Source organism: Paraburkholderia fungorum, assembly GCF_046026025.1.
Classification (GTDB): domain Bacteria; phylum Pseudomonadota; class Gammaproteobacteria; order Burkholderiales; family Burkholderiaceae; genus Paraburkholderia; species Paraburkholderia fungorum_E.
The window spans coordinates 155,905-177,858 of the sequence record NZ_JAQQFL010000010.1; the positions used below are offsets into that span (position 1 = coordinate 155,905).

The 21,954-nt window shown below is 57.3% G+C and carries 17 protein-coding genes and 1 pseudogene; 5 read left to right on the forward strand and 13 right to left on the reverse strand.

Annotated features, from left to right (window positions below):
• Window positions 1-135: 135 nt before the first annotated feature.
• The 10 genes from PQR67_RS13820 to PQR67_RS13865 all read right to left on the reverse strand — a co-directional run bounded on the left by PQR67_RS13820 (window position 136) and on the right by PQR67_RS13865 (window position 11,738).
• Complete coding sequence (locus tag PQR67_RS13820) at window positions 136-2,037, reverse strand: N-acetylneuraminate synthase family protein (RefSeq protein ID WP_408459701.1); 1,902 nt, start codon at window positions 2,035-2,037, stop codon at window positions 136-138.
• Complete coding sequence (locus PQR67_RS13825; protein ID WP_120346261.1) at window positions 2,034-3,398, reverse strand: GHMP family kinase ATP-binding protein; 1,365 nt, start codon at window positions 3,396-3,398, stop codon at window positions 2,034-2,036. The genes PQR67_RS13820 and PQR67_RS13825 overlap by 4 nt, the downstream gene beginning before the upstream one ends.
• Window positions 3,398-4,087, reverse strand: coding sequence for a sugar phosphate nucleotidyltransferase (locus tag PQR67_RS13830; RefSeq protein ID WP_120346262.1), 690 nt, complete (start codon window positions 4,085-4,087; stop codon window positions 3,398-3,400). Before PQR67_RS13830 ends, PQR67_RS13825 begins: the two co-directional genes overlap by 1 nt.
• Window positions 4,084-5,154, reverse strand: a complete 1,071-nt coding sequence (locus tag PQR67_RS13835) for an NAD-dependent epimerase/dehydratase family protein (protein WP_408459706.1) — start codon at window positions 5,152-5,154, stop codon at window positions 4,084-4,086. Before PQR67_RS13835 ends, PQR67_RS13830 begins: the two co-directional genes overlap by 4 nt.
• Window positions 5,155-5,156: 2 nt before the next feature.
• On the reverse strand, window positions 5,157-6,500 hold the full coding sequence (rfbH, locus tag PQR67_RS13840; RefSeq protein ID WP_408459709.1) for a lipopolysaccharide biosynthesis protein RfbH: 1,344 nt from the start codon (window positions 6,498-6,500) through the stop codon (window positions 5,157-5,159).
• Window positions 6,501-6,526: 26 nt separating this feature from the next.
• On the reverse strand, window positions 6,527-7,627 hold the full coding sequence (gene rfbG / locus PQR67_RS13845) for a CDP-glucose 4,6-dehydratase (protein ID WP_408459711.1): 1,101 nt from the start codon (window positions 7,625-7,627) through the stop codon (window positions 6,527-6,529).
• Between the two features lie 2 nt (window positions 7,628-7,629).
• On the reverse strand, window positions 7,630-8,397 hold the full coding sequence (rfbF, locus tag PQR67_RS13850; protein WP_120346266.1) for a glucose-1-phosphate cytidylyltransferase: 768 nt from the start codon (window positions 8,395-8,397) through the stop codon (window positions 7,630-7,632).
• Window positions 8,398-9,120: 723 nt separating this feature from the next.
• Window positions 9,121-9,732, reverse strand: a complete 612-nt coding sequence (locus tag PQR67_RS13855) for a D-sedoheptulose-7-phosphate isomerase (RefSeq protein WP_147408547.1) — start codon at window positions 9,730-9,732, stop codon at window positions 9,121-9,123.
• Between the two features lie 304 nt (window positions 9,733-10,036).
• Complete coding sequence (locus PQR67_RS13860; protein WP_408459715.1) at window positions 10,037-11,113, reverse strand: glycosyltransferase family 2 protein; 1,077 nt, start codon at window positions 11,111-11,113, stop codon at window positions 10,037-10,039.
• A gap of 85 nt (window positions 11,114-11,198) precedes the next feature.
• Window positions 11,199-11,738, reverse strand: a complete 540-nt coding sequence (locus PQR67_RS13865; protein WP_120346268.1) for a D-glycero-alpha-D-manno-heptose-1,7-bisphosphate 7-phosphatase — start codon at window positions 11,736-11,738, stop codon at window positions 11,199-11,201.
• Between the two features lie 548 nt (window positions 11,739-12,286).
• Between PQR67_RS13865 and PQR67_RS13870 the strand changes: the two genes are divergently transcribed.
• From PQR67_RS13870 to PQR67_RS13885, 4 genes are read left to right on the forward strand one after another with little or no spacing between them, the layout of a single operon-like run.
• Window positions 12,287-13,129 (forward strand): glycosyltransferase family 2 protein, encoded by an 843-nt coding sequence (locus PQR67_RS13870; protein WP_408459718.1) that lies wholly within the window; start codon window positions 12,287-12,289, stop codon window positions 13,127-13,129.
• Window positions 13,126-14,085, forward strand: a complete 960-nt coding sequence (locus PQR67_RS13875; RefSeq protein ID WP_408459720.1) for a UDP-glucose 4-epimerase family protein — start codon at window positions 13,126-13,128, stop codon at window positions 14,083-14,085. Before PQR67_RS13870 ends, PQR67_RS13875 begins: the two co-directional genes overlap by 4 nt.
• Before the next feature lie 8 nt (window positions 14,086-14,093).
• Window positions 14,094-15,134 (forward strand): MraY family glycosyltransferase, encoded by a 1,041-nt coding sequence (locus PQR67_RS13880; RefSeq protein WP_408459723.1) that lies wholly within the window; start codon window positions 14,094-14,096, stop codon window positions 15,132-15,134.
• Entirely contained in the window at window positions 15,134-17,020 is a 1,887-nt protein-coding gene (locus tag PQR67_RS13885; protein WP_408459726.1) for a polysaccharide biosynthesis protein, read from the forward strand. The genes PQR67_RS13880 and PQR67_RS13885 overlap by 1 nt, the downstream gene beginning before the upstream one ends.
• A gap of 68 nt (window positions 17,021-17,088) precedes the next feature.
• On the opposite strand, the pseudogene PQR67_RS13890 reads toward PQR67_RS13885, so the two are convergent.
• A pseudogene (locus tag PQR67_RS13890) lies at window positions 17,089-17,559 on the reverse strand (glycosyl transferase); the annotation flags it as partial.
• A gap of 391 nt (window positions 17,560-17,950) precedes the next feature.
• Between PQR67_RS13890 and PQR67_RS13895 the strand changes: the two are divergent.
• Complete coding sequence (locus tag PQR67_RS13895) at window positions 17,951-18,619, forward strand: nuclease-related domain-containing protein (protein WP_408459729.1); 669 nt, start codon at window positions 17,951-17,953, stop codon at window positions 18,617-18,619.
• Between the two features lie 596 nt (window positions 18,620-19,215).
• Here PQR67_RS13895 and PQR67_RS13900 read toward each other — a convergent pair.
• Window positions 19,216-19,584, reverse strand: coding sequence for a hypothetical protein (locus PQR67_RS13900; protein ID WP_408459732.1), 369 nt, complete (start codon window positions 19,582-19,584; stop codon window positions 19,216-19,218).
• Between the two features lie 9 nt (window positions 19,585-19,593).
• Window positions 19,594-20,691, reverse strand: coding sequence for an integrase domain-containing protein (locus tag PQR67_RS13905; protein ID WP_408459735.1), 1,098 nt, complete (start codon window positions 20,689-20,691; stop codon window positions 19,594-19,596).
• Window positions 20,692-21,954: the final 1,263 nt, after the last annotated feature.

Genomic DNA, 21,954 nt, shown 5'->3' on the forward strand with positions numbered 1-21,954 from the left:
GAACGGGTTGCTGCGGATGGCACACGCAACCGCGTTGCGTTGGCAATTCGCGGTTGGTGTGAGCTGAAAAGTCAGGTTAGACGGGGAAGCAGGCGTTTGCAGCGAGACAGGCCAGTAAACGCCCGATTCGCCCCTTTAGTTGAGCTTGGTGAGGAAGTCCAGCGCGTGCCAAAAGCCGGCGCCGTGGTCTTTGTGGCCTTGCCACACTTCGGGGATGAAGCTGACGGACGGGTACGCCGAGACCTTCTTCCAGGTTTCGGGCCAGTTGACGTCGCCAGTGCCGATCACGACGCCTTCGCCGTTGACGCCAAGCGCATCGGCCACGTGCAGGTGCGCGCTATGCGGCAGCAGCTTCGCCATTGCGTCCTGGAAGTCGAGCCCGAAATGACTACACGTCATTTGCAGATGCGACAGGTCGGTGCAATAGCGCAGCTTGAGCTCCTTGGCTTTCTCAGCCAGCTCGTCCGGCATCATGAAGATGTTCTGGTGACGTTGTCCGCCGAAATGCCACGGGAACGGCGCCATGTTCTGCGGCGTCAGTTCGGTGGAACCGAAGTCGATCTTCGCGCACGATTCGGCGAAGCGGTCATACAGCTCGGCGCGATGCGCAAGAGGGAAGGGCGCATCCATCGAGAAACCGCCGACGTTCGCCACTATCAACGCCGAATCCGCTGCGGGGAAGAAGCTGCGCATCTGCTCGGTTGCCTCGACCACCCGCTTGAGATTGTCGATGGAGCGTTGGCGATAGCTCAGATCGTCCGCGGTCAGGTCAAGCAATTCGCTGTTTTCGAACAGTTCCGGCGCGTGAACGACCAGACGCTTGCAGTCGACCTGCTTGAGATAGTTAGCCGGCTTCAACGACAGGTCGCGATACGACAGATGGAACTCATAGAGGTCCGGATCGATCATCGCGACATATTGCTCGAAATCGTGATAACGAACCGGCACGCCCCAGTATCCCGGGAACTGGTACGAGCGCTTCACCGTTTTCTGACCGGTCAGGTCGCCTTCATACAGGAAGTCGCCGATGCGGATATCCCGATGCGCGACTTTACCCAGCAGATCGGGCAGCCGGTACGGCGCCAAACCCTGGCCGGGACTGGCGACGCGCAGGCTTTCCTCGGTAAAGGTTTCGCCCTGCTTGATGGCGCGTGCGGCGATGACGCTCTTGCTCAGGTTTTCGCGATTGAGCAGTTCCCCTTGGCTTGCCTGCCGGCCAGGGCCTGTCCAGGGCAGTGCCTGGTCGACCTGACGGATGCCGTCCACGAGTGCCTTGAATTCGCCCGGCTCGAGACTCGCCGCGTGATCGGGACCTTCCATGTTACGGTTGAGCGTGATGTGCCGTTCGACAACCTTCGCGCCGAGAGCCACGGCGGCAATGGTCACCGCCGTACCGCGCTCGTGACCGGAATAGCCAATTACGCTGTGAATTTCCTGCAGGCGCTTGATATAGCCCAGATGAATGTCGGCTTCCGGAGCGGGGTAGGTGCTATTGCAATGAAGCATCGCAAACGGCACGCCCAGGCTCTTGACCAGTTTCGCCGCGGCCTCGATTTCAGGCTCGAGCGACATGCCGGTGGAAAGGATCAGCGGTTTGCCGAGGCTCGCCGCTTTGCGGATCAGATAGGGGTTCGTCAGGTCGGCCGATGCCAGCTTCAGTGCCGGCACGTCGAATCCCGCCAGCACGTCGACGCTGGGTTCGTCCCACGGCGTGCACATATAGGTGATGTTCTTCTGCGCGCAATATTCGCGCAGTTCACGGTGCTCGTCGTTCGTCAGTTCGACTTTGTTCAAAAGGTCCTGAATGTACTCGACACCCAGATCCTCGGAGCCTTCGGCCCCCGGAGCCGTCCGGTAGAGCGCCGCGCGGTTTCTGATCTGAAACTTGACGCAATCCGCACCAGCGTCGATCGACGCGTCCACTAGCTCTTTCGCCAATGCCAGGCTGCCGTTGTGATTGTTGCCGATTTCAGAGATCACGAACGTGCGTGGGCCCCCGACAGTAAAATCGCCAATCTTGAATGTCGATTCGTTCATGCTACTTTGGTTCTCCACGAAGTTACGCCTTCTTGTTCGAAACGGACGGTGCTCAATGTGCAACCAAGCGACTTGAGCTTGGCCGACACCGAAGCGCGGTGGCGTGGTTGCACGTAGAACAGGAAGAAACCACCTCCTCCTGCGCCCAGCAACTTGCCGCCCAGCGCGCCGGCATCGAGCGCCGCCTGGTAGATCTCGTCGAGGGCATTACCGCTGATTGCGCTCGACAGGCCATGCTTGATTGTCCACGCCTCATGCAGGCTGGTGCCGAACTCATTGAGGTCGCCGCGAATCAAGTGTTTATGCATGCGCCGGCAAAGGTCCACCATATCGAGCAACTGCTGGTTGCGGTCGATTTTGTTGAAGTCTTCACGCTGCTGCTCATGGATCTTGCCCGAGTTGTGCTCGATGCCGGTATTGCACAGTATCAGGCATTCTTCCAACTCGTTGCCGATCGCCGACTCGAGACGCAGCGAATGAACCATGTTGCGCTTGCCGTCGAACTCGATCAGGTTGAAGCCGCCGAACGCGGATGCATATTGATCTTGCCAGCCGCCGGAAATCGCGAAGCAGAGTCGCTCGGCCTGAAACGCGAGTTCGGCGATCTCATAGGTGCTCCATTTATCCAGCCGCAGTTCGTTGAACGCCGCTACGACGCTTGTTGCCACGGCGGACGACCCGCCGAGGCCAGAGCCTACCGGGAAGTCGGAGTGGACAAACAGATCGAAGCCGAAGTCCGGGCGGATCACCGACACCACAGAGGAGAGGAGCCCCTTGTCCGGGCTGTCGAGGAGGCTGCGCAGCGTCGGATAGTGCTCGTGGCGGTCGATATCATGCGAGATGATATTGATCTCCGGTCCCGCGGACGGAATCAGCGTGGCGTGCGCGTACAGCGCGATCGATGCATTCAGAACGACACCGCCGTTCTTCATGAAGTAATAGGTGAGGTCGGTTCCGCCGCCGGAGAAGCTGATGCGCACCGGCGCTCTTGCGCGCGAAAGCACCGCTACTTCCTTCGCTGGCGGGAAGAAATCCGGGGTCGCGAACTCGACGAGCTTGCCACGTGGATCGAGCAAAGGAACCGCGTTATAGCCAAGATCGAATAGCTTCAGCAGCTCTTCGCGCGAGGTTCCGTGAGGCAGCGCATGGAACTTGCGATTCATGCATTCGTGAACCGGTGTCGACGTTTGGCCGCCGTTCACCAGAAAGCGCCGCAGGTCACCATTGGTGAGTACGCCTACCAATACCTCATCTGCGTCGACCACCAGTGCGATCTGGGTTGGCCCGCGTTCGATGGCTGCAATCGCATCCACGACAGGTTGATCGTGTTTTACGACAAGATTTGTGAAATGGTCTTTCATTACAGTTTCTGCACACCTTGTTCGCGAATGAATTTCAGGCTGTCGGGCGTGCCGATATCCAGGAAAGGACCCTCGTACACCTGTGCCGTCAGAAGCTGCTGCGAGATCAGCGCCGGAATGATGTCCTGTTCCATCGACAACGTCTCGACAGGGAAGGCGGTGAGATGGCGAGTATGCAGACCGTAAACGCCGGCACTGATCAGGCCCGGACCGGTCTTGCCTTTTTCGGTCACGGTTTGAACCTGGCGATTCTCATCCATTTGCACCGCGCCGTAGCGCTCGCAATCGTCGATCGGCGTGACGACGATCACGGGCGGTGCGCTCTCCGCGGCGGCTCGATAGGCAGCGGCATCAAGATAGGTGTCCGCATTCAACGCAATAAACGGGCCTTCATATTGAAGCTGGGACAGCGCGTACAGCACGGCGCCGCCGGTTCCCATGGCAGACGGCTCGCACACGATTGCAACCTCGCGCGCAGAGTCGGCGGGCAGATTTGCCACGACGCTTCCCACCTGCTCCGACTGGTAATGGGTACAAAAAACGAGGTCATGAATGCCGGCTTTCGCGAGCTGTTCGATGACAAAAGAAAGGAATGGGCGCCCGTCGATATCGGCCACCGCTTTTTGCGACGCACCGATCACGCCACGCAGGCGGGTGCCCAGTCCTCCACAAAGTATCAGGGCTTTCATGATTTCTTCGAAGACCAGAGGGCAGTGTTAAGAATCGCCAGCGGCAACGCGGTCCAGACGTCGAGACCGAGTTGGCTGCGGGCCAGGTCGATCGAAGGGATGTACCGGTTGCCGGCACCCGGGCCATTGCTGGCACCCTCGACTATGACCGTCTTTGCCGGCGCCAGCGTGGAAATCACCTGCCTCGCCAGCTCAGCGATCGTCACTTCCTGATCGGAACCCACGTTGTATATCCCACGGTTCTGGCCGTTCAACAATAAATGCATTAGCCAGACAGCCAGATCGGCCGCATACAGATAGGAGCGGACACCTTTGCCGTCGCCGCGAATCAAGATTCGATCCTGCGTAAGCGCGTCGCGGATGAAGTTGCCGATCGCAAAATGCCCGTCGAGAGGCAGACCCGCGCCAACGAATGCAAAACATCGGGCGACGACGACTTCACACGCGTTTTCATGCGCATGGATCGCGCCGAGCAGTTCCATCACGCGCTTACCTTCGCCGTACGCACTGGCGACATCCATCGTCGAAGGACCGTTTCTCGATGACTCGAGCAACTGCGGTGTATCGGTGGATTGGCCGCCGTATGCGCCGCCCGAACTTACCAGTAGAACACGCTTTGCCCCACCCGCTTTGGCACATGCGAGGACACGCTCGGTGCCGCGCACGATGGAGTTCAGCAACAGAGCCGGCATTCTTCCGGCAGCCGCCGACGTTTCGGTTGCCGCATGGATGACGTAATCGATCGCCTGCTCGGGAAAGGCGAAATCCTGGATGTCGCCGGTGATCCACTGCAACCAATCCACGTCGTCAATCCAGGGATGTTTGCTGCGGAAGTTCTGCGGATCGCGTGATATCGCAAGCACACGGAATCGCACGTTGCGTGTCTTTTGCAACCATTCGAACAGCGCCAGTATCCACGCGCCGAAAAAGCCGGTCGCACCGGAGACCAGGATGGTCTTGCCGTCGATGTCGTGGCAATCGATGTGCGCTGTCAGTCTCGCGAAGTCGGAACTGGCGATGTCCAGAAATGGACGTTGCGATGCCTGCATCTCGTTGGGCGACGTCATACTCAGAATCCGATACCGAGATAATTTTCGATCTTCGTCGCAACGTACTCGAGGTGCTCGTTCGTCAGCCCTGGGTAGATGCCGAGCCAGAACGTTTGATTCATGACGATGTCGCTGTTGGTCAGATCGCCGACCACGCGGAAGTTCCGGCCCAGCATGTAGGGTTGGCGCGTCAGATTGCCGGCGAACAGGAGGCGGGTGCCAATCTTGTTTTCGTCGAGATAAGTCAGCAGATCAAGGCGACTGACCGGCGCATTGTCTTTCAGCGTGATAGGGAAGCCGAACCAGGAGGGATCGGAGTTCGGCGTGGCGTGCGGCAGCAGCAGGAATTCTTCGCAGCTTGCGAGACGCGTCTTCAGGAAATCGAAGTTGGCGCGGCGCTTCGCAATGAAATCGTCGATACGATCGAGTTGCGAAAGCGCGCAGGCGGCTTGCATGTCAGTGATCTTCAGGTTGTAGCCGAGATGCGAATACGTATATTTATGGTCGTATCCTTCCGGCAGATTCCCGAGCTTCCAGCAGAAGCGCTTGTTGCACGTGTTGTCCTTGCCCGGTGCGCAATAGCAGTCACGACCCCAATCGCGGAACGATTCCGCAATCATCTTCAGTTCGGTGTCGTTCATGAATACTGCACCGCCTTCGCCCATCGTAATGTGGTGCGCGGGGTAAAAGCTCAATGTGCCGATGTCACCAAACGTGCCGACCTTCTGCCCGTCGTAGGTCGCGCCCAGCGCATCGCAGCAATCTTCGATCAACCACAGATTGTGCCGCTTGCAGATGTCTTTGATCACGCCGAGGTTGTAGGGATTGCCCAGCGTATGGGCCAGCATGATGGCCTTCGTTTTGCTGGAGAGCGCGGCCTCGATTTTCGATGCGTCGATATTGTAGGTGCCGAGTTCGACATCGACGAAGACCGGCACGGCGCCGAACTGCAGAATCGGATTGACCGTGGTCGGGAATCCTGCTGCTACGCCAATCACTTCGTCGCCGGGGAGAATGGCGCGTTCGCCAAGCTTCGGAGACGTGAGCGTGCTGAATGCGACCAGGTTGGCTGAGGAGCCCGAGTTGACCGTGATCAGGTGATTGACGCCAAGATACTGGGCGAGGCGCTTCTCAAATTCGTCGTTAAAGCGACCGGTCGTCAGCCAGCCGTCTAACGATGCCTCCACCATGTTGCGCAGCTCCGGCGCACCAATAACCTTGCCCGACGGAGGGATGGTTGTCTGTCCGGGGACGAAAGGTTTGTCTGCATAGGCAAGCGCCGCATATTCGTCAACCAGTGCCGCGATTTTGCTGCGCAGCACGGCTTGTGCCTGTTTGCCGGAGTCGATGATTTCGATGGCCATATTGGGGAATCCTATTGGAATCTTGATTACTTACTCGCCGCGCGTTGTTGCGCAGCCTCTGAATAACGCTGAATTTGTGCGAGGCTGACTTGCTGCATGTCCTCGCCGTTCGCTCTGCCGCGATGCCATGCAACGGTTGCTTCAATCGCCGTCGACAAATCCCAGCTTGGGACCCAGCCCAGGTGCTGTTTGGCTTTCGAACAATCCAACTTCAGGAAATTGGCTTCATGGGGTTGCTCCGCCCCGTCCTGTTGCCAGCGAGCTGGCTTGCCCCATTTTTCAATGACGAGGTCGACGACTTCTCGCACGCTTCGCGCATCGGTGTCATTGGGGCCGAAGTTCCAGCCGCCATTGAAGGCGACGCCTTGCTCCACAAGCGCCTGCGCCAGTATCAGATAGCCCGACACGGGCTCCAGTGCGTGCTGCCAGGGGCGGATGGCGCCAGGGTTGCGGATCAGCAGGGGTACACCCTTCTGGAACGCGGTAATAGCATCCGGAACCAGTCGGTCAGCAGACCAGTCGCCTCCGCCAATCACATTGCCTGCTCTTCCGGAGGCGATGGCGACGCCATGGTCTGCATAACGCTCAGCCGGGAAGAAGGACTGCCGGTAGGCCGATGTCACGAGTTCTGCGCAGCCCTTGCTATTGCTGTACGGGTCGTACCCGCCCATCGGCTCGTTTTCACGATAGCCCCAAGGCCACTCATTGTTTTGATAACACTTGTCGGACGTCACCATGACGGCCGCCCGTACTGTGTTGCACTGGCGAATCGCGTCGAGCACATGTACGGTGCCCATGACATTCGTAGCGTACGTTTCTACGGGCGCCGCATACGAATAGCGCACCAGAGCTTGCGCTGCCATGTGAATCACGATGTCGGGGCGGAAGCCGACCATCGCAGCCGTCAGTTCTTCCCGGTTGCAGATGTCGCCGAAATGGTTCTGTTCCAGCGTGGTGAGCACGCTCGCTGCCTCGAAAAGATTCGGCTGAGTGTTCGGTTGTAGCGCATAGCCGGCCACTTTGGCGCCCATGGACGCCAACCACAACGACATCCACCCGCCTTTGAAGCCGGTATGACCGGTCAGGAATACGCGCTTGCCGCGCCAGAACGCAGAATCAACGACCATTCTCACTCCCACGTTTTCCACGGCGCAGTGCCTGAAGTCCAAAGTTCCTCGAGGTGGGTCTTGTCGCGCAGAGTATCCATCGGCTGCCAGAAGCCGGGATGGAAGTAAGCTTGCAACTGATCGCTCTTTGCAAGCGCTTCAAGCGGCTGACGTTCCCAGAGTGTCTCGTCTCCTTCGATCAGGTCGATAACAGACGGATTCAGGACGAAGAATCCGCCATTGATCCAGCCGCCGTCGCCGGTCGGTTTTTCCATGAATGAACGTATTTGCGTACCGTCCATTTCCAATGCGCCGAAACGGCCCGGAGGCTGAACGGCAGTCATCGTCGCCTGCTTGCCGTGCGCGTGATGGAATGCCAGCAACTCAGTGATGTTGACCGAGCCAACGCCGTCGCCGTATGTCATGCAAAAATCGCCGTCGATATAGTCTCGTACGCGGCGCAGACGGCCACCGGTCTGCGTAGTTTCGCCGGTATCGACCAGCGTCACGCGCCACGGCTCGGCCTTTTTCTGATGTACTTCCAACGTGTTCTTTGCAAGGTCGATCGTCACGTCCGACATGTGCAGAAAATAGTTGGCGAAGTATTCCTTGATCAGATACCCTTTGTAGCCGCAACAGACTATGAAATCGGTCAAGCCATGTGCAGCATAAATTTTCATGATATGCCACAGGATAGGCTTGCCACCGATTTCGACCATCGGCTTTGGCCGGACCGATGTCTCTTCCGAAATTCGGGTCCCGAGACCCCCTGCAAGCAATACAACTTTCATCTAAGCGTAGCTCCCTCGGAAATATTGGTTTGGGCAATCCCGCAGTTGCTCTAACGAGCACCTGATGTCGCGTAACAAAAAGTAACAATTGATGCGGTGTTGGCGGTTTTCAGCTGTCAGAGTCCCGTCAGGAGAACAGCATCAGACAATCCGCGATTGTACGATTAGAGTGGCAGGCCTCAAAATACCGTTAGACATCGTTGCAAACGAGCAAGGGAAGTTACAGATTGTCGACGTCGTGAAGCCGCTCGGCTTCAGAAGCTAAAGCCAGTTCCTGTCGACGATAGCCGCGCACTGTCGTGCGTTGCGCCGCCCAACTACTGCGCGTACGCCTGATGCGTCGACATGGAGAGGGGAAATCTTGGCCAATGAGCGTCTTGCTGAGTCTGGCCGAAACGCTCGAACAGAGACATCGCAAGTATTGTAAATTGTGTAAGAAATCTGACTAAAAACGCACGCCGAAAGAGTGCCTGCCACTACGCAATGTTACCGCAGAGGCGCACGAGGGTGAAGCGCTTCTCGCCGAAGGGGCACGCGTGCGTGTAACGTTTGTCTATCCTTGGACTCAGGTAGGTTCGATTCGCGGGTGAGTTGACTGGCACCAGCATCCGGATGGTCAAAGGATCGGCAGTCATTCCCTTAACGCACGGACTGCGGACCGTTTTTATGCAGCGATGCCTTATCGGCACGCTGCATCCGTCGGCCAGAGTGTCGCGTCGGTAGTCAGTGTGCTGCCTCTTCCATCGGGAAGAGCGCCAGTTCAACCGTCTCGCACACGCTATGTGCCAGCAGGATGTGTAGTTCCTGGATCGTGCTGGTCCGATTGCCCGGAACAATCAGAGGATAGTCTGCGAGCGTCGCGGCCTCTCCGCCTCCGAAGCCCGTGAACACGATCGATTTTGCCCCAATTTGCTTACACACTTGCAGTGCCGACAGAATGTTCTTCGATTTTCCGGATGTCGTGATGCCCAGAAATACATCGTTGGGCTTCAATTTTGCGATCAATTGTCGGGAAAATACGTGTTCATAGCCATAGTCATTGCCGATAGCGGTAAGAATAGAGGTATCCGTTGTCAGCGATTCGGCAGGGAGGGGATTTCTATCCCGTGCGAGCTTGCTCACGAATTCCGCCGCCAAATGCTGGGAATCAGCGGCGGAGCCGCCATTGCCGGCGATATAAAGCCTACCGCCCGACTTGTAGCATGCTACGACGTGCGATGCGGCTTTCGAAAAGGTTTCGATTAAGCGAGTGTCATTGAGTAGCGCTTCTTTTGCCTGGATGGATTGAGTCGCATTGCTCTGGAGAATATCTGCGGGGTTCGGGGTGCTCGTCATAACATTTGTCATCGGGGATTGTCCCGTCATGGTTAAAAAGGGTGTGTCGGCGCAAATCATGGAGCATAGAGACACTCGCTCACATATGATCTGTCGCATCGTCTTCGGTTTCTCGAACCGGAGGGTGAATCCTTCGCGCTTCGTCGTCTTCAAAAGGCACCGCTAAGCATAAGCACGGCTTGCGGTGCACTTAGGTCGGGGCTGCTCCGAGGAGAGGTCGTGCCGGCCGATGCTGGAATGATTGTACGGCTTGGGTGACTCGTCGCATAGGTGCCCCCATCCAACATGGCGTACGGAACGCCGTCTAGCCACCGTTTCGTGATTTGGCCGAATTGTCCTTGCGACTGGCGGCCAGCAGAGACAAGCGATGCAGCGCAAAATACCATCCCCGCCGCAACTCCCCATTCCACGCTCTTCCTGCTAAAACCGCGCCCCATCCCCATAGGATGGCGAGCGGTTTAGGCCAGGCAATGATCGGGGCGCAAAAGAACAGAAAAGCCGCTCGATTGCCGAACTGTGCCTTGAAGCGTCTGAGCGTGGTTGATGGGCTACCGTGATCAGCGAGACGTTGTCTCAGTAAGTTGAACGGGTAGTAACTGATTAACATTTTATTCCCCAGGCGATTGATCGCCTGAGCTTGTAACCCCGCGGATTCATATGACTTCAGAATGCCAAAAAATTTTTCGACAAAAATTTCTGAAAAATCATAACCACCGGAATTGGCTCGCTTGCACGCAAGGACATAATCGAGGACGTACGAATTACGTTTGGATCGTAAAATCGGCAATATCACCAGATGTACCTGAACGAGATTGCTTCCGCAAAATAGTTGTGCGTCGATCTCGCGTTGCAGGTCCTTATTTATGATGCAGGCCGATATGAACGTGATCACTGGACCTACCTCATACAGAAAATCTGACACATCAGTGAAATCGCGCCTGCCGCCGGTTCCGACTGGTCGTTCCTTCACGTAATCGTGCTCGTACCCATACGCTTTCAAGCAAATGACGCCATAGTCGTCTTGTTGCAACAGGCTAATGATGTGCCTGAGTTTTCCTGGAAGATAAAGATCGTCGTCGCCCAGAATCTGCACGTAGCGTCCCTGTGCAGTATTGAAACATTGGGCGATGTTGGCGTCAGATCCAATATTTTGCTCGTTCCGAATCGACCGGATATTCAATCCTTGCTCACGGAGCGCCTCTACGGTCGCTGCGGTGTGGTCGGCGGAGCAGTTATCGGAAACCAGAACCTCCACCAAGCCGTCATCAAACAGGTCGACGTCAGGCAGAAACTGGCGCAGGCACAGTTCGAGATAGGCGGCCCGGTTAAATGTTGGGATCGCGATAGTAAGAAGGGGGCGGGGCGACGTGGGAATTTCCATTCTCTTGAGCGTTGATTTTCGTGATGCGGTCTTCGCGGTTTGGTATTGGTGCGCTGCGATGCCTAGCCGGAATGTAACCTATCGGTCAGGTGGCGAGGCGAAGATACGGCATCGCATCGAGCGGGGAGGCCGTTTTAATGGCCGGCTGATAATCCGGTTCGTCGCCCATGTAGAGCAATGTGCCCACGCCGGCCGCATGGCCAGCGGCCATGTCGGTCTTTTTGTCGCCAAGAAAGACTGATCGGCCGAAGTCTATTTGATAATCGCGTCCGGCTTGCAGCAGCATGCCTGGCGCAGGTTTGCGGCATGCACATTCCCGGTGGTACACGCCGATTCCGTATTCTGGGTGGTGGGGGCAAAAATAGGTTCTTTCTATCGAGCCACCAGCATCGGTGAATTTTTGAGTCACCCAATCCATCAACTTCCAGAAATCTTCTTCCGTGTAATAGCCTCGGCCTATGCCTGCCTGGTTCGTTACGATGAATGTTTTGTATCCCAGATGCGTTGCCTCGGCCACCAGTTCGAATATTCCCGGAATGAACTCGAACTGCTCTCGCCGATGTGTGTATCCGAAATCAACATTGACAACGCCGTCCCTGTCAAGGAATAAAGCCCGCTCTTTCATAAGAAATCTTTCCGTGTATTCGAGTGTCTGTCAGAGGCCTTGACGTCGCATGAATTTTCATTTCGCAGCTTGCGAATGATTTTTAAGCGACGAGCGACGATACTTCCGACGAGTTTTGCTTATACCTTCATTTATAATAGGGCCGACAGCGCTGTCGCGATCAACGGCGCCCTGCCTTTCCTTTACCCTGATGGCGGGATGCGCTCGATCCCAAGCGTTCGGTGAGTTCTGTATGCCCTCATCAGCCGCGCAGGTTTGTCCCGGCGGTTCGACAGTCTAGCAGGGCTGCCGCGCTCGTTACACCTGTTGTAAGCACTGGTCGGCGACATCTGGCGTTGCTGCCAACGACGGCTTCGCCGCGCGAAAATGTTCGCCTTCTCATCAGGCGTTAAAATGGCGGTGAATGCGGAGGGTCGGATGCCACTTTTGCACGTAACAAAACGAAAAGCAGGTTGTCCGACCCGGACATTTTGAGCAGACTGAAAAGCTTCCGTCGGCGCGTCGTCGAAAAATACAAGTGCCGCGATCAGGCACGTTGCTTCATTTACATGAATACTAGTGCGCTGATTTCCGAAGTCGAGGGTCTTTCCGTGTCGGTGGTTGTCTATCGGCCGGACCCGGTGCAACTCGCGCAAACGCTGGATAGTCTCGCGGTCGCCCGTGATGCCTTGATGGTGGCGAGGCCTCATCTTCAGGTCGAGCTTTACCTGGTCGACAACGGCGGCCTGCCCGAGGTCAGCAGCTTGCTCAGCGAGCTTCGCGCTCACGAGATTCCTGCGACGATCATCGCCGGGCACGGCAACGTGGGCTACGGGCGCGGACATAATCTGGCAATCGAACGGTCGGCCAGCCGCTATCACCTGGTCCTGAATCCCGATGTCGACCTTGACCACGATGCACTGATCAAGGCACTCGATTTTTTCGAGGCACATCCGGAGCTTGGGCTGCTGACGCCCCAGATCTGCGACGATCAGGGGCGCATCCAGTATCTCTGCCGCCGCTTCCCGACGTTGCTCGATCTATTCGTGCGGGGATTCTTGCCGGCGAGCGCGCGCAGTTTTTTTGCGCGGCGTTTGGCGCGTTACGAGATGCACGATGTGATCAACGGGCGCGACATAGTGTGGGATCCGCCTATTGTCAGTGGCTGCTTCATGCTGTTTCGAACGAGTGTGCTGAAAAAGCTCGAGGGTTTTGACCCGGGCTATTTCCTCTACTTCGAAGACTACGATCTGAGCCTGCGCACCCACGACGTGGCCCGCGTTGCGTATCTGCCCATTGTTCGTGTCCTGCACCACGGCGGAGGCGCGGCGCGCAAAGGGTCCGCGCATATTCGAATGTTCGCGGCGTCGGCGGTGAGGTTTTTTAACCGCTTCGGTTGGAAGTTGCTATGACGCACGTTCTCGTAAGCGGTGCGAATGGATTTGTCGGGCGAGCGCTCGGACGCGCTCTGATTGACGCAGGTCACACGGTGACCGGGCTGGTTCGTCAACCGGACGGCTGCGTGGACGGCGTACAGGAGTGGGTTCATGACGGCAAGGATTTTGCCGGTGTCGCCGACGCATGGCCGCAAGGGCTAAAGCCCGATTGCGTCGTGCATCTCGCAGCCCGCGTTCATGTCATGCACGACGATGCGGCTGACCCCGACGCCGCATTTCGCGCGACCAACGTCGAAGGCACGCTGCGACTCGCGGAGGTGGCCAGCCGAAACGGCGTGCGGCGCTTCGTATTCGTTAGCAGTATTAAGGCAGTGGCTGAAACGGATGGCGGGCGTCCGCTTCGGGAAGATGACCCGGCGCATGCAGAAGACGCCTACGGCCGCTCGAAGCGGGAAGCAGAGCAGGCCCTGATCCGCTATGGCAGTGAAAGCGGGCTCGACGTCGTGATCGTGCGCCCGCCGTTGGTTTACGGCCCGCAGGTGCGGGCAAATTTCTTGCGTCTGATGGACGGCATCTGGCGCGGCGTGCCGCTGCCGCTAGGGGCCGTGAGTGCGAAACGCAGCCTGGTTTATGTCGGTAATCTCGCCGACGCGCTCGTTCGTTGTGCGACGGACCCGCGCGCGGCACATCAGTGCTTTCACGTCGCTGACGGGATCGATCCGACTGTTGCCGAACTTGCGCAAGCCATCGGCAGGCATTTGCAGAAAACGGCACGGCTTTTTCCGGTTCCGGTCAGCTGGCTGCGTTTCGTTGGCCGACTGGCACGCCGTTCTGCGCACGTCGAACGCCTGATCGGCAGTTTGCAGGTCGACACGACGCACATTCGCCGCGTGCTTGACTGGAATCCGCCATACACAGCCGATGACGGTCTGGCTGCGACCGCCAGTTGGTATCGATCGAAGAAGCGCTAAGACAGTCCATGAATACGCATGCTCTTTTGACTTTGCCTTGGATGACTGTGGCTGCGATAGCCGTGAGCGCGGCATGCGCGAGCGCGGCGATCTTGCTTGTCCTGCTGAAAACCGGACTGGCGTGGCGGCTCGCCACGGATATTCCGAACGACCGTTCCTTACATGTCCGTCCGACACCACGGGTCGGCGGCTGGGGCATCGTGCCAGTAGCCGTGGTGGCGATTCTGCTTGCCGCGCCGTCATTGTGGTGCGCGGCACTGGGTACCGCGTTCCTCGCCGCGGTGTCGCAGATTGACGACCGCCGTGGGCTGCCCGCGCGCGTCAGGTTTGCGGCGCACTTCATCGCGGTCGCGGCATATGTCGCGCTCTACCCGGCGGCTGCGCCATGGTGGTTGCTCGCTGCATTGGCCTTTTTGATGATGTGGCTGGTCAATCTCTATAATTTCATGGATGGCGCCGATGGCCTCGCAGGTGGCATGACGCTGTTTGGATTCTCCGGCTATGCAGTGGCCGCACTGTTGAGCGTGCATCCGGTGCCTGAACTGGCGTTGGCATCAGCGGCAATTGCAGGCGCAGCCTTGGGTTTCCTGATATTTAACTTTCACCCGGCGCGCATTTTCCTCGGCGATGCCGGATCGATTTCAATCGGCTTTCTGGCTGGCGCGCTCGGTTATTGGGGCTGGCGGGGTGGTGTCTGGCCGATCTGGTTTCCGGCGCTGGTGTTCGCACCTTTCATCGCTGACGCCTCCGTCACATTGTTGCGACGCTTGCTACGCGGTGAAAAATTTTGGAAACCGCACCGGGAGCACTACTATCAACGTCTGGTACGTTCCGGTGCGGGTCACGCTGGAACCGCGTGGATGTGGTACGCCGTGATGGTGGTCGGCATCGTACTCGCGGTCAGTGCGCTTGATTGGCCCGCTATGTTTCAGTGGAGTGTCGTTGCGATATGGATCGGCATCCTTTTCCTGATGGGAGGAGTTGTGGATCTGCGTTGGCGTCGTTTCCAATCAACACTGTCCGAACGTTCGTCTGAGGTATCTCGCTGATGTTAAGAAACAAGAGCTCCTGGCTATCTCTCAGCGCTTTCCTGTTCGATTTGTTCGCGGTTGCGACCGCGTGGCTGACTTCGTACCTCATTCGCTTCAACGGGGTTGTCCCGATGGAGTTCAGAATGGGAGCGATGCACTCGTTATTCTGGGTTCTCCCGGTCTATGGCGTGATGTTTCGCATCTTCGGCCTGTACCGGGGCATGTGGGTATTTGCCAGCCTGCCGGACCTCATGCGCATTTCAAAAGCCGTGATAGCCGGTGCGCTTATAGCGATGGTCGCGTCCGTGATGGTGCAGCCGGTACCGATTGTTCCGCGCTCTGTTCTTGTGGTTTCCCCGTTGCTGTTGTTCCTGGCGATGGGAGGTGCGCGTGCACTGTACCGCGCCACCAAGGAGTTCTATCTTTACGGCGGCCTTGTAGGCAAAGGCAAGCCGGTCGTGGTGCTCGGCGCCGGCTCAGCAGGCGCGAGTCTTGCGCGCGAACTGTCGCGCTCCAGTGAATGGCGTCTGGTCGGCCTTCTGGATGACGATGTGGCCAAACACGGCCGTGAAATCTACGGCTATAAAGTACTTGGCGCCATTAGCGAACTGCCGCAGCTGGCTGAGTCGCTCAAGACTGAATACGCCATTATTGCGATTCCCTCTGCGTCCGTGGAGGCGCAGCGACGCGTCGCCACGATTTGCGTACGCGCGGGCGTTCGCGCAATGGTGCTGCCGGCGTTGACCGCGCTGACGCAGGGGCAAGCATTTCTGTCACGGGTACGGCAGATCGACCTCGAAGACCTGCTTGGCCGGGATCCAGTCAAGATCGACACACCGCACGTTGAAGCCCTGTTACGCAATCGCGCGGTGATGGTAACGGGTGCAGGTGGTTCGATCGGCTCGGAACTGTGCCGTCAGATTCTGCGCTTCGAACCCGCGCAACTCATTGCGTTCGATTTGTCCGAATATGCGATGTACAAGCTCACGGAAGAGCTGCGTGAGCGTTTCCCGGGCTTGCCGGTGATCCCGGTGATCGGCGACGCGAAGGATTCGCTGCTGCTCGATCAGGTGCTGTCGCGACATGCGCCGCACATCCTGTTTCACGCGGCGGCCTACAAACATGTGCCGTTGATGGAAGAGCAGAACGCGTGGCAGGCGGTGCGCAATAACGTACTGGGCACCTACCGCGTGGCGCGGGCGGCGATCCGTCATGACGTGAAGCATTTCGTCCTGATCTCAACCGACAAGGCGGTCAACCCAACCAACGTTATGGGCGCGAGCAAACGGCTCGCCGAGATGGCGTGTCAGGCCTTGCAGCAAACCAGCACGCGTACACAGTTTGAGACGGTGCGTTTTGGCAATGTGCTGGGCAGCGCCGGCAGTGTGATTCCCAAGTTCCAGCAGCAGATTGCGAAGGGCGGTCCTGTGACCGTCACGCACCCGGAGATCACGCGTTTCTTCATGACCATTCCCGAAGCCTCGCAGCTTGTGCTGCAGGCATCGAGTATGGGGCGCGGCGGCGAGATATTTATTCTCGACATGGGTGAGCCGGTGAAGATCGTCGACCTGGCTCGCGACCTGATCCGTTTATACGGATTCAATGAGGAGCATATCCGCATTGTGTTTACGGGGCTGAGACCCGGCGAGAAGCTGTACGAGGAATTGCTTGCGGACGACGAAACGACAACTCTTACGCCACATCCCAAACTGCGGACCGCTCAGGCGCGCGGCGTGCCGGACAACTTCCTGGACGAACTACTGCCGTGGCTGATGCAGCACCGTGTACTGGCAGACGACGAAGTGCGTCGCGACCTGCGGCGTTGGGTGCCTGAGTATCAGCCGAACCTTGCGCCACCCCTGCAGAGTGTCTCGACGGCGACTAGTATTCGCGTTTCGCTTTGATGGACTGGGAACGTGCCGGTGGTCGTACTGCGGATGTGACAAAAAAAGGCGCCTGGGCGCCTTTTTTATTACCGCTTTCCTTTCCTCACCACCATCCACCGCGGCGACTTGAACCTCACGATACTCACGTAAAGCCACACTTGAGTCGCCGCAAACACCACCACGAAACAGAACAGATGCAGCGTAAGCCGCCAGAACAGCGTCGCCGGCACGACTGCAATCAGACATAGCAGCCACAAATACGGCGACGTCAGCGAGTTCCGCCGCGTCAACTCGCGAGCGGTACGCGCACCCACCGCCCAGCGCATCAGCCGCTTATAAACCAGCATATGCAGATGCACGCCATCGGGAATTCCCGGCGACATCCCGCGAACAAATTTCTTCCGGTAGATCGAAAAGCAGGTCTCGAAGATCGGGTACATGAAAAGCAGCACCGGATACCACGCCGACACGTCGCGATTGCGCATCACCAGCATGATCGACAGCTTGGCAAGCATGAAGCCGACGGAATACGCCCAACCGTCGCCGAGGACAATCAACACAGAGGCGTTGCCTTGACTTCTTGTTGAACGTGGCATGCTCAAGTCATCGAGATACTGCTTTGCAATGAGACCTTATGCCTCCCTGCGCCAGTCAACCGACAGTTTTGGCCCGGCAGCCATCGAACTTCACAACCCGATGGGCGGACTCGAGACTGGAGCGCTAGCAGGCGTTGCGACGTTTGGTCGGCCCTGGTGGAGTGATCAAGGCTGTCGGGAGAGAGAAGCTTCTCTCGAGCGCCGATTTTCAGCCATCGAAGATATCGCAACTTAAATTGCTTCATCGATTTGTATAAATATATTAGATATCATAATTAATGTGCTGATAATGCTTGCGGGTGGTAGATGAGCTTGTTCGTTTGCTCTCTGCAGTCAACGAAAGGAAATACAAATGAAACAGAATGAAGCGCAGTTTTCTCTTGCGGGTACAGATGCACCCCGTAGTATCGCCTGCCCGCAGGAACTGGCTGTGGATTTCACGGGACCGACCTGCGGCCGCAATGGGTGGATGGGGCGTCAACGCCGTTTGTCTCTTCCGCTAACAAAAAACGTGGCAGCGGTACTGCGGGCAATGTCCGACCGTGCGCTCGTTGTACGCCGTGGCGTCATAATTGAGCATGCACCGGGCACGTGCAACCCGATGACGTGGATAGACTGTCTCGCTGTGACTGAGTTTGGAGCGTTTGTCATTGATCGATACGATTGGACAGGAACCGTGAGGCGTTCGATAAACGAGGACGAAGTCCTTGTGCATGAAAAGCTTGGTGTTGTTTCGGTGCAGACGTCTCCATTACGCAGGGCAAAGCCCGCTCTCCGACATTTGCGTGGCTTACTGGCCGAATACGGCTGCCCGGTTGAATGCATTGCAGTATTCGCTGCATCGCACTGCGCGCTTGATCCAAAGTTGCCGGAAACAATTCTGCAAGCGTCTGAGCTCCATCACTTTATGCGCACGCGGATGAATCGCTTTCGCGACAACCATCGCCAATATCTCGATTCCGAGAGAATCGGCAGATATTTACAGTTGCGATGTAATGATTGGGGCAAGAGTTGCAAATAAGGCGAAATGTTGTTTTACGGGCTTCGGTCATTATGTAGCCTTGTGACGCTTCAAGATCTTCACGAGCTTCTGCGGCATGTCATTAATGCTTTTGGGGGGCGCGTTCAGGCGTAATCAAGGGCTAAGAAGATATCCATAGCAAACGTGCGGTAGTTCGAGCCGAGGCGTCGGCGGTTCTCCGTGGCGTATTTAGTTCGTGACATTTAAATAGGATGCCTAACTGAATGATCGCGAATCGTTAGCTTCACGTCATAGCACGAAGCCCCGCTATGGCTCTCGCCTTCGTCATCCAGTTCATCGCCGCAGGCAGGAGTAACCCGCGTGACGTGAGTCGTAGGGGCGTTCTGCATCGCAACGAGAAACGAGGTCGTCAAAAACGCGGGCGCGGATCACCTCCGGCCGCAGCACATGGCTGTACGCCGATGCTGCGCCCATGGTGGCACAGCGACCCACTTTTTCATAAGCGTTGCCCGCGTCGCATGCGACACACCCGTTGAGGTTATGAGGAACCATGCCTTGGCTCTCCCACTCGCTTCCGGCCAAACTGTCGTACGGGCCGGCTAGGTCATCGGCCTCCCAAACCTAGTGCTTATAGGTCAGGTATAAAGTTGTTTTACGAATCGATATTTACCGTTCTCGTCATTGGCAAGCCGCACCCGCTTTATGCGGACACTAAGTCCACTTAGCTGGTTGTGGAGGAAACCTGCTTCCAGCAGGACCATCCTGATGCAGGTGATTTCCAGCAGAAGTAACTCGACATCAACGCATCGCTTCGAGCGCATTTCGACAAAACCTGCAAGCAAAACCACGTCAAGGTCCTGCAGTTGGCGTGGATGCGACGAAAATGGGGCGATGGACTGTTCAAATTCGAGCCAGATCTTGGCCATGATGACGCGCATCATGTCGTTGCATCCGATTTTGTCGGCGCAACGCTTGACTTGCTCGAGCAGTGAAGAATCGGACATAGAGGTGTCTCAAGGTTTGAAAAGGTGCTCTTCGATTAGCGCGTCGTTTGCTGAATATGCCAGATCGTGCGCCGCAGTGGGTCGGCCAATAGGATAGCCACTTAACTCGCCATGTCGACGTTTTGCCAGTAGACGCGCTGTCGCACGCGGTAGTTTGCTTGGTGGACGGCGACGATTGGCTTCGATATCGTTCAGCGATATATGCCCGTCAAACCTGTCCCTGATCGGTTGGCAGTAGTGTCCAAGAATCATCTGAATGCGTGTAGGGCCGTGTCCGAGCGATTCGCTGAGTTCCACGAGAACCTCATAGGGGGCTATTCCTGCCTCTAGCATTTCGAGTGCACTGTTGAGTGCGTAGGTGTAGCGAAGCGAATGAAAGCTGATTGGTCCAACCATACCTGCGCGGCGCAGCAGTGCCGTGAGTCGATTCTTCGCAGATTTGAGCGTCTTGCCATTGCCAGTAATCAATTCGAGATTGCGCTCGCGAGCGTAAGCGAGCGCAGAACGGACCGCTTCGACCGTCTGCGCCCGCGCGCTCTGGATGATCCGCACCTGCCTCGGCCTTGCGTTTTTCGAACCACGCATAAGCGGGAGCGAGGAATCGCCACGCACGAGTGCGTCAAGCCACATCTCGAGATCGCGCCCGCACATCAGCGCCTCCTTGCGTCGAAGTCCGAGATGCACTGCGAGCGATATCATGTGCGTTAGCCCTTGGTCTATTTCCTTCGCTCTCGCCATCAACTGATCAATCTCCGGCGGATTCATGGCCCGTTTTGTTCCTTTCCGTGTTCGTCGGACTAGTCGAAGTTCCCTGTTGTTGCACTCGTCGTGTCTGTTCCTGCCGGCATGGTGCGATGTGACGCGGACAGCCGAAAATATATTCGCGAGCGTGCCCGCGGCTTTGCCATGTGCCATGCAGTATTGGGCATAGGCATGAATCACCCATGTCGGAATTTCACTGACTGACGCACGTAACTCGCCCACCTGCCTGGCAAAGCGTAGAAGGCCCGTTGTATCGAGCCGCCTGTTCTGTTGTGTTGCAAAGCTGCCGCCTGCCTTTTTGCTGCTTACTGCGGAATTGTGTATGGCTTTGGACATCATGCTCATTGGCTAACTCCCGGCTGTTACCCCGATGTCAACTTATGTTCGCCCGCGGGGGAAAGGCGAACACGGCCCCAGTCACGAAGAGCTCGTGACAGATCCGGAATACGTCGGATGTCTGTAATCACGGGGCTGGGCCGGGGCGGGGCCAGCGCGTACGTAAGCAATCGAAGTCGGGAGAGGGCCGGGTAGTGCGTTGAGCTGTGGGATCCAGTTACGGATAAGCCCTCGGGGAATGCAAGTTCTGGATGGGAAAGGGAAGCTCGCGAGCAGACGCTGCGTTACTGCTGGAGCGGTGAGCGGCTGGTGTCTGGCAAAGACACTTCTCCTGCACCCGTTACGGGAACAGGAATCGCAATTGGAGCGCTTGCGGCCATCATCGACATCTGAGGATGAATGAAACGCAAGGTTTGCTTTGATGGATGCCGCGATGTGTATCGCACAATGAAGATGTATCGTCGCAGTCGGAAATACGTTGACGGCTTCGTCGCGCGGTCAAAAATCGCCCGTGCGTGGGGCGGGAGGGCGTCAAAGAGCAAGTCCCTGACGCGTTAAAAAATTCGCCTCATTGGAATTTTGCTTGGGGGGCGATCAGTTATCGCCGGGCCAGTGATTGGCTGAGACGCGACACCGACTGCGTGTCCTGTCTGAAAACAGTGAGAGAGGCATCACTAAGGGAGTGAAGCGTCGGGAACTTCAGGGCCTTGACAGGCGTGGGCCCTGATTGAGCTGCGCAGGTTTCGTTCACGTCACTGCTGCTGACGCGAATTTCGGAAATGCTTGTTTTCTGTGGCGCCGAGCCAAGCATGTAACAAAATTGGGCCAAAATAACCCCCAGACCCCCATAATAGGGAGTGTCATGGTCGATGCTCGTGACGTGAGCGAACGTTAATACGATGATTAGAACATACCTGCAGCGATAGCAAAAGGGGGCGTCGTTTTGCCGGCGAGCAGAGGTTGCTCTCAGCAAGCTTGGGGTCTTCCGGCGACGTTGAGCTGGCGATATGTGGCGCCATGCGCTTGCACACCGTCCAGGAAGCCAGCGATCGCGTTAATGGTCATTTCCTGGTGCCCCTTCCTTGGACGATTGGCGTGTCGGCGGACGCAGGTTAATGCGAACCGGGAGCAGCCTGTCGTCGGACCATCACCGGTCTCAGCGACGCTTGCGCCGTTCGTCGCCAGACGGTGACAGCCGCGTTGTCCCGGCGCGGCACACAAAGCGGGAATAGATCGCCGCAGCGCTCGACGTAAGAAAGCATGGGGCACCAT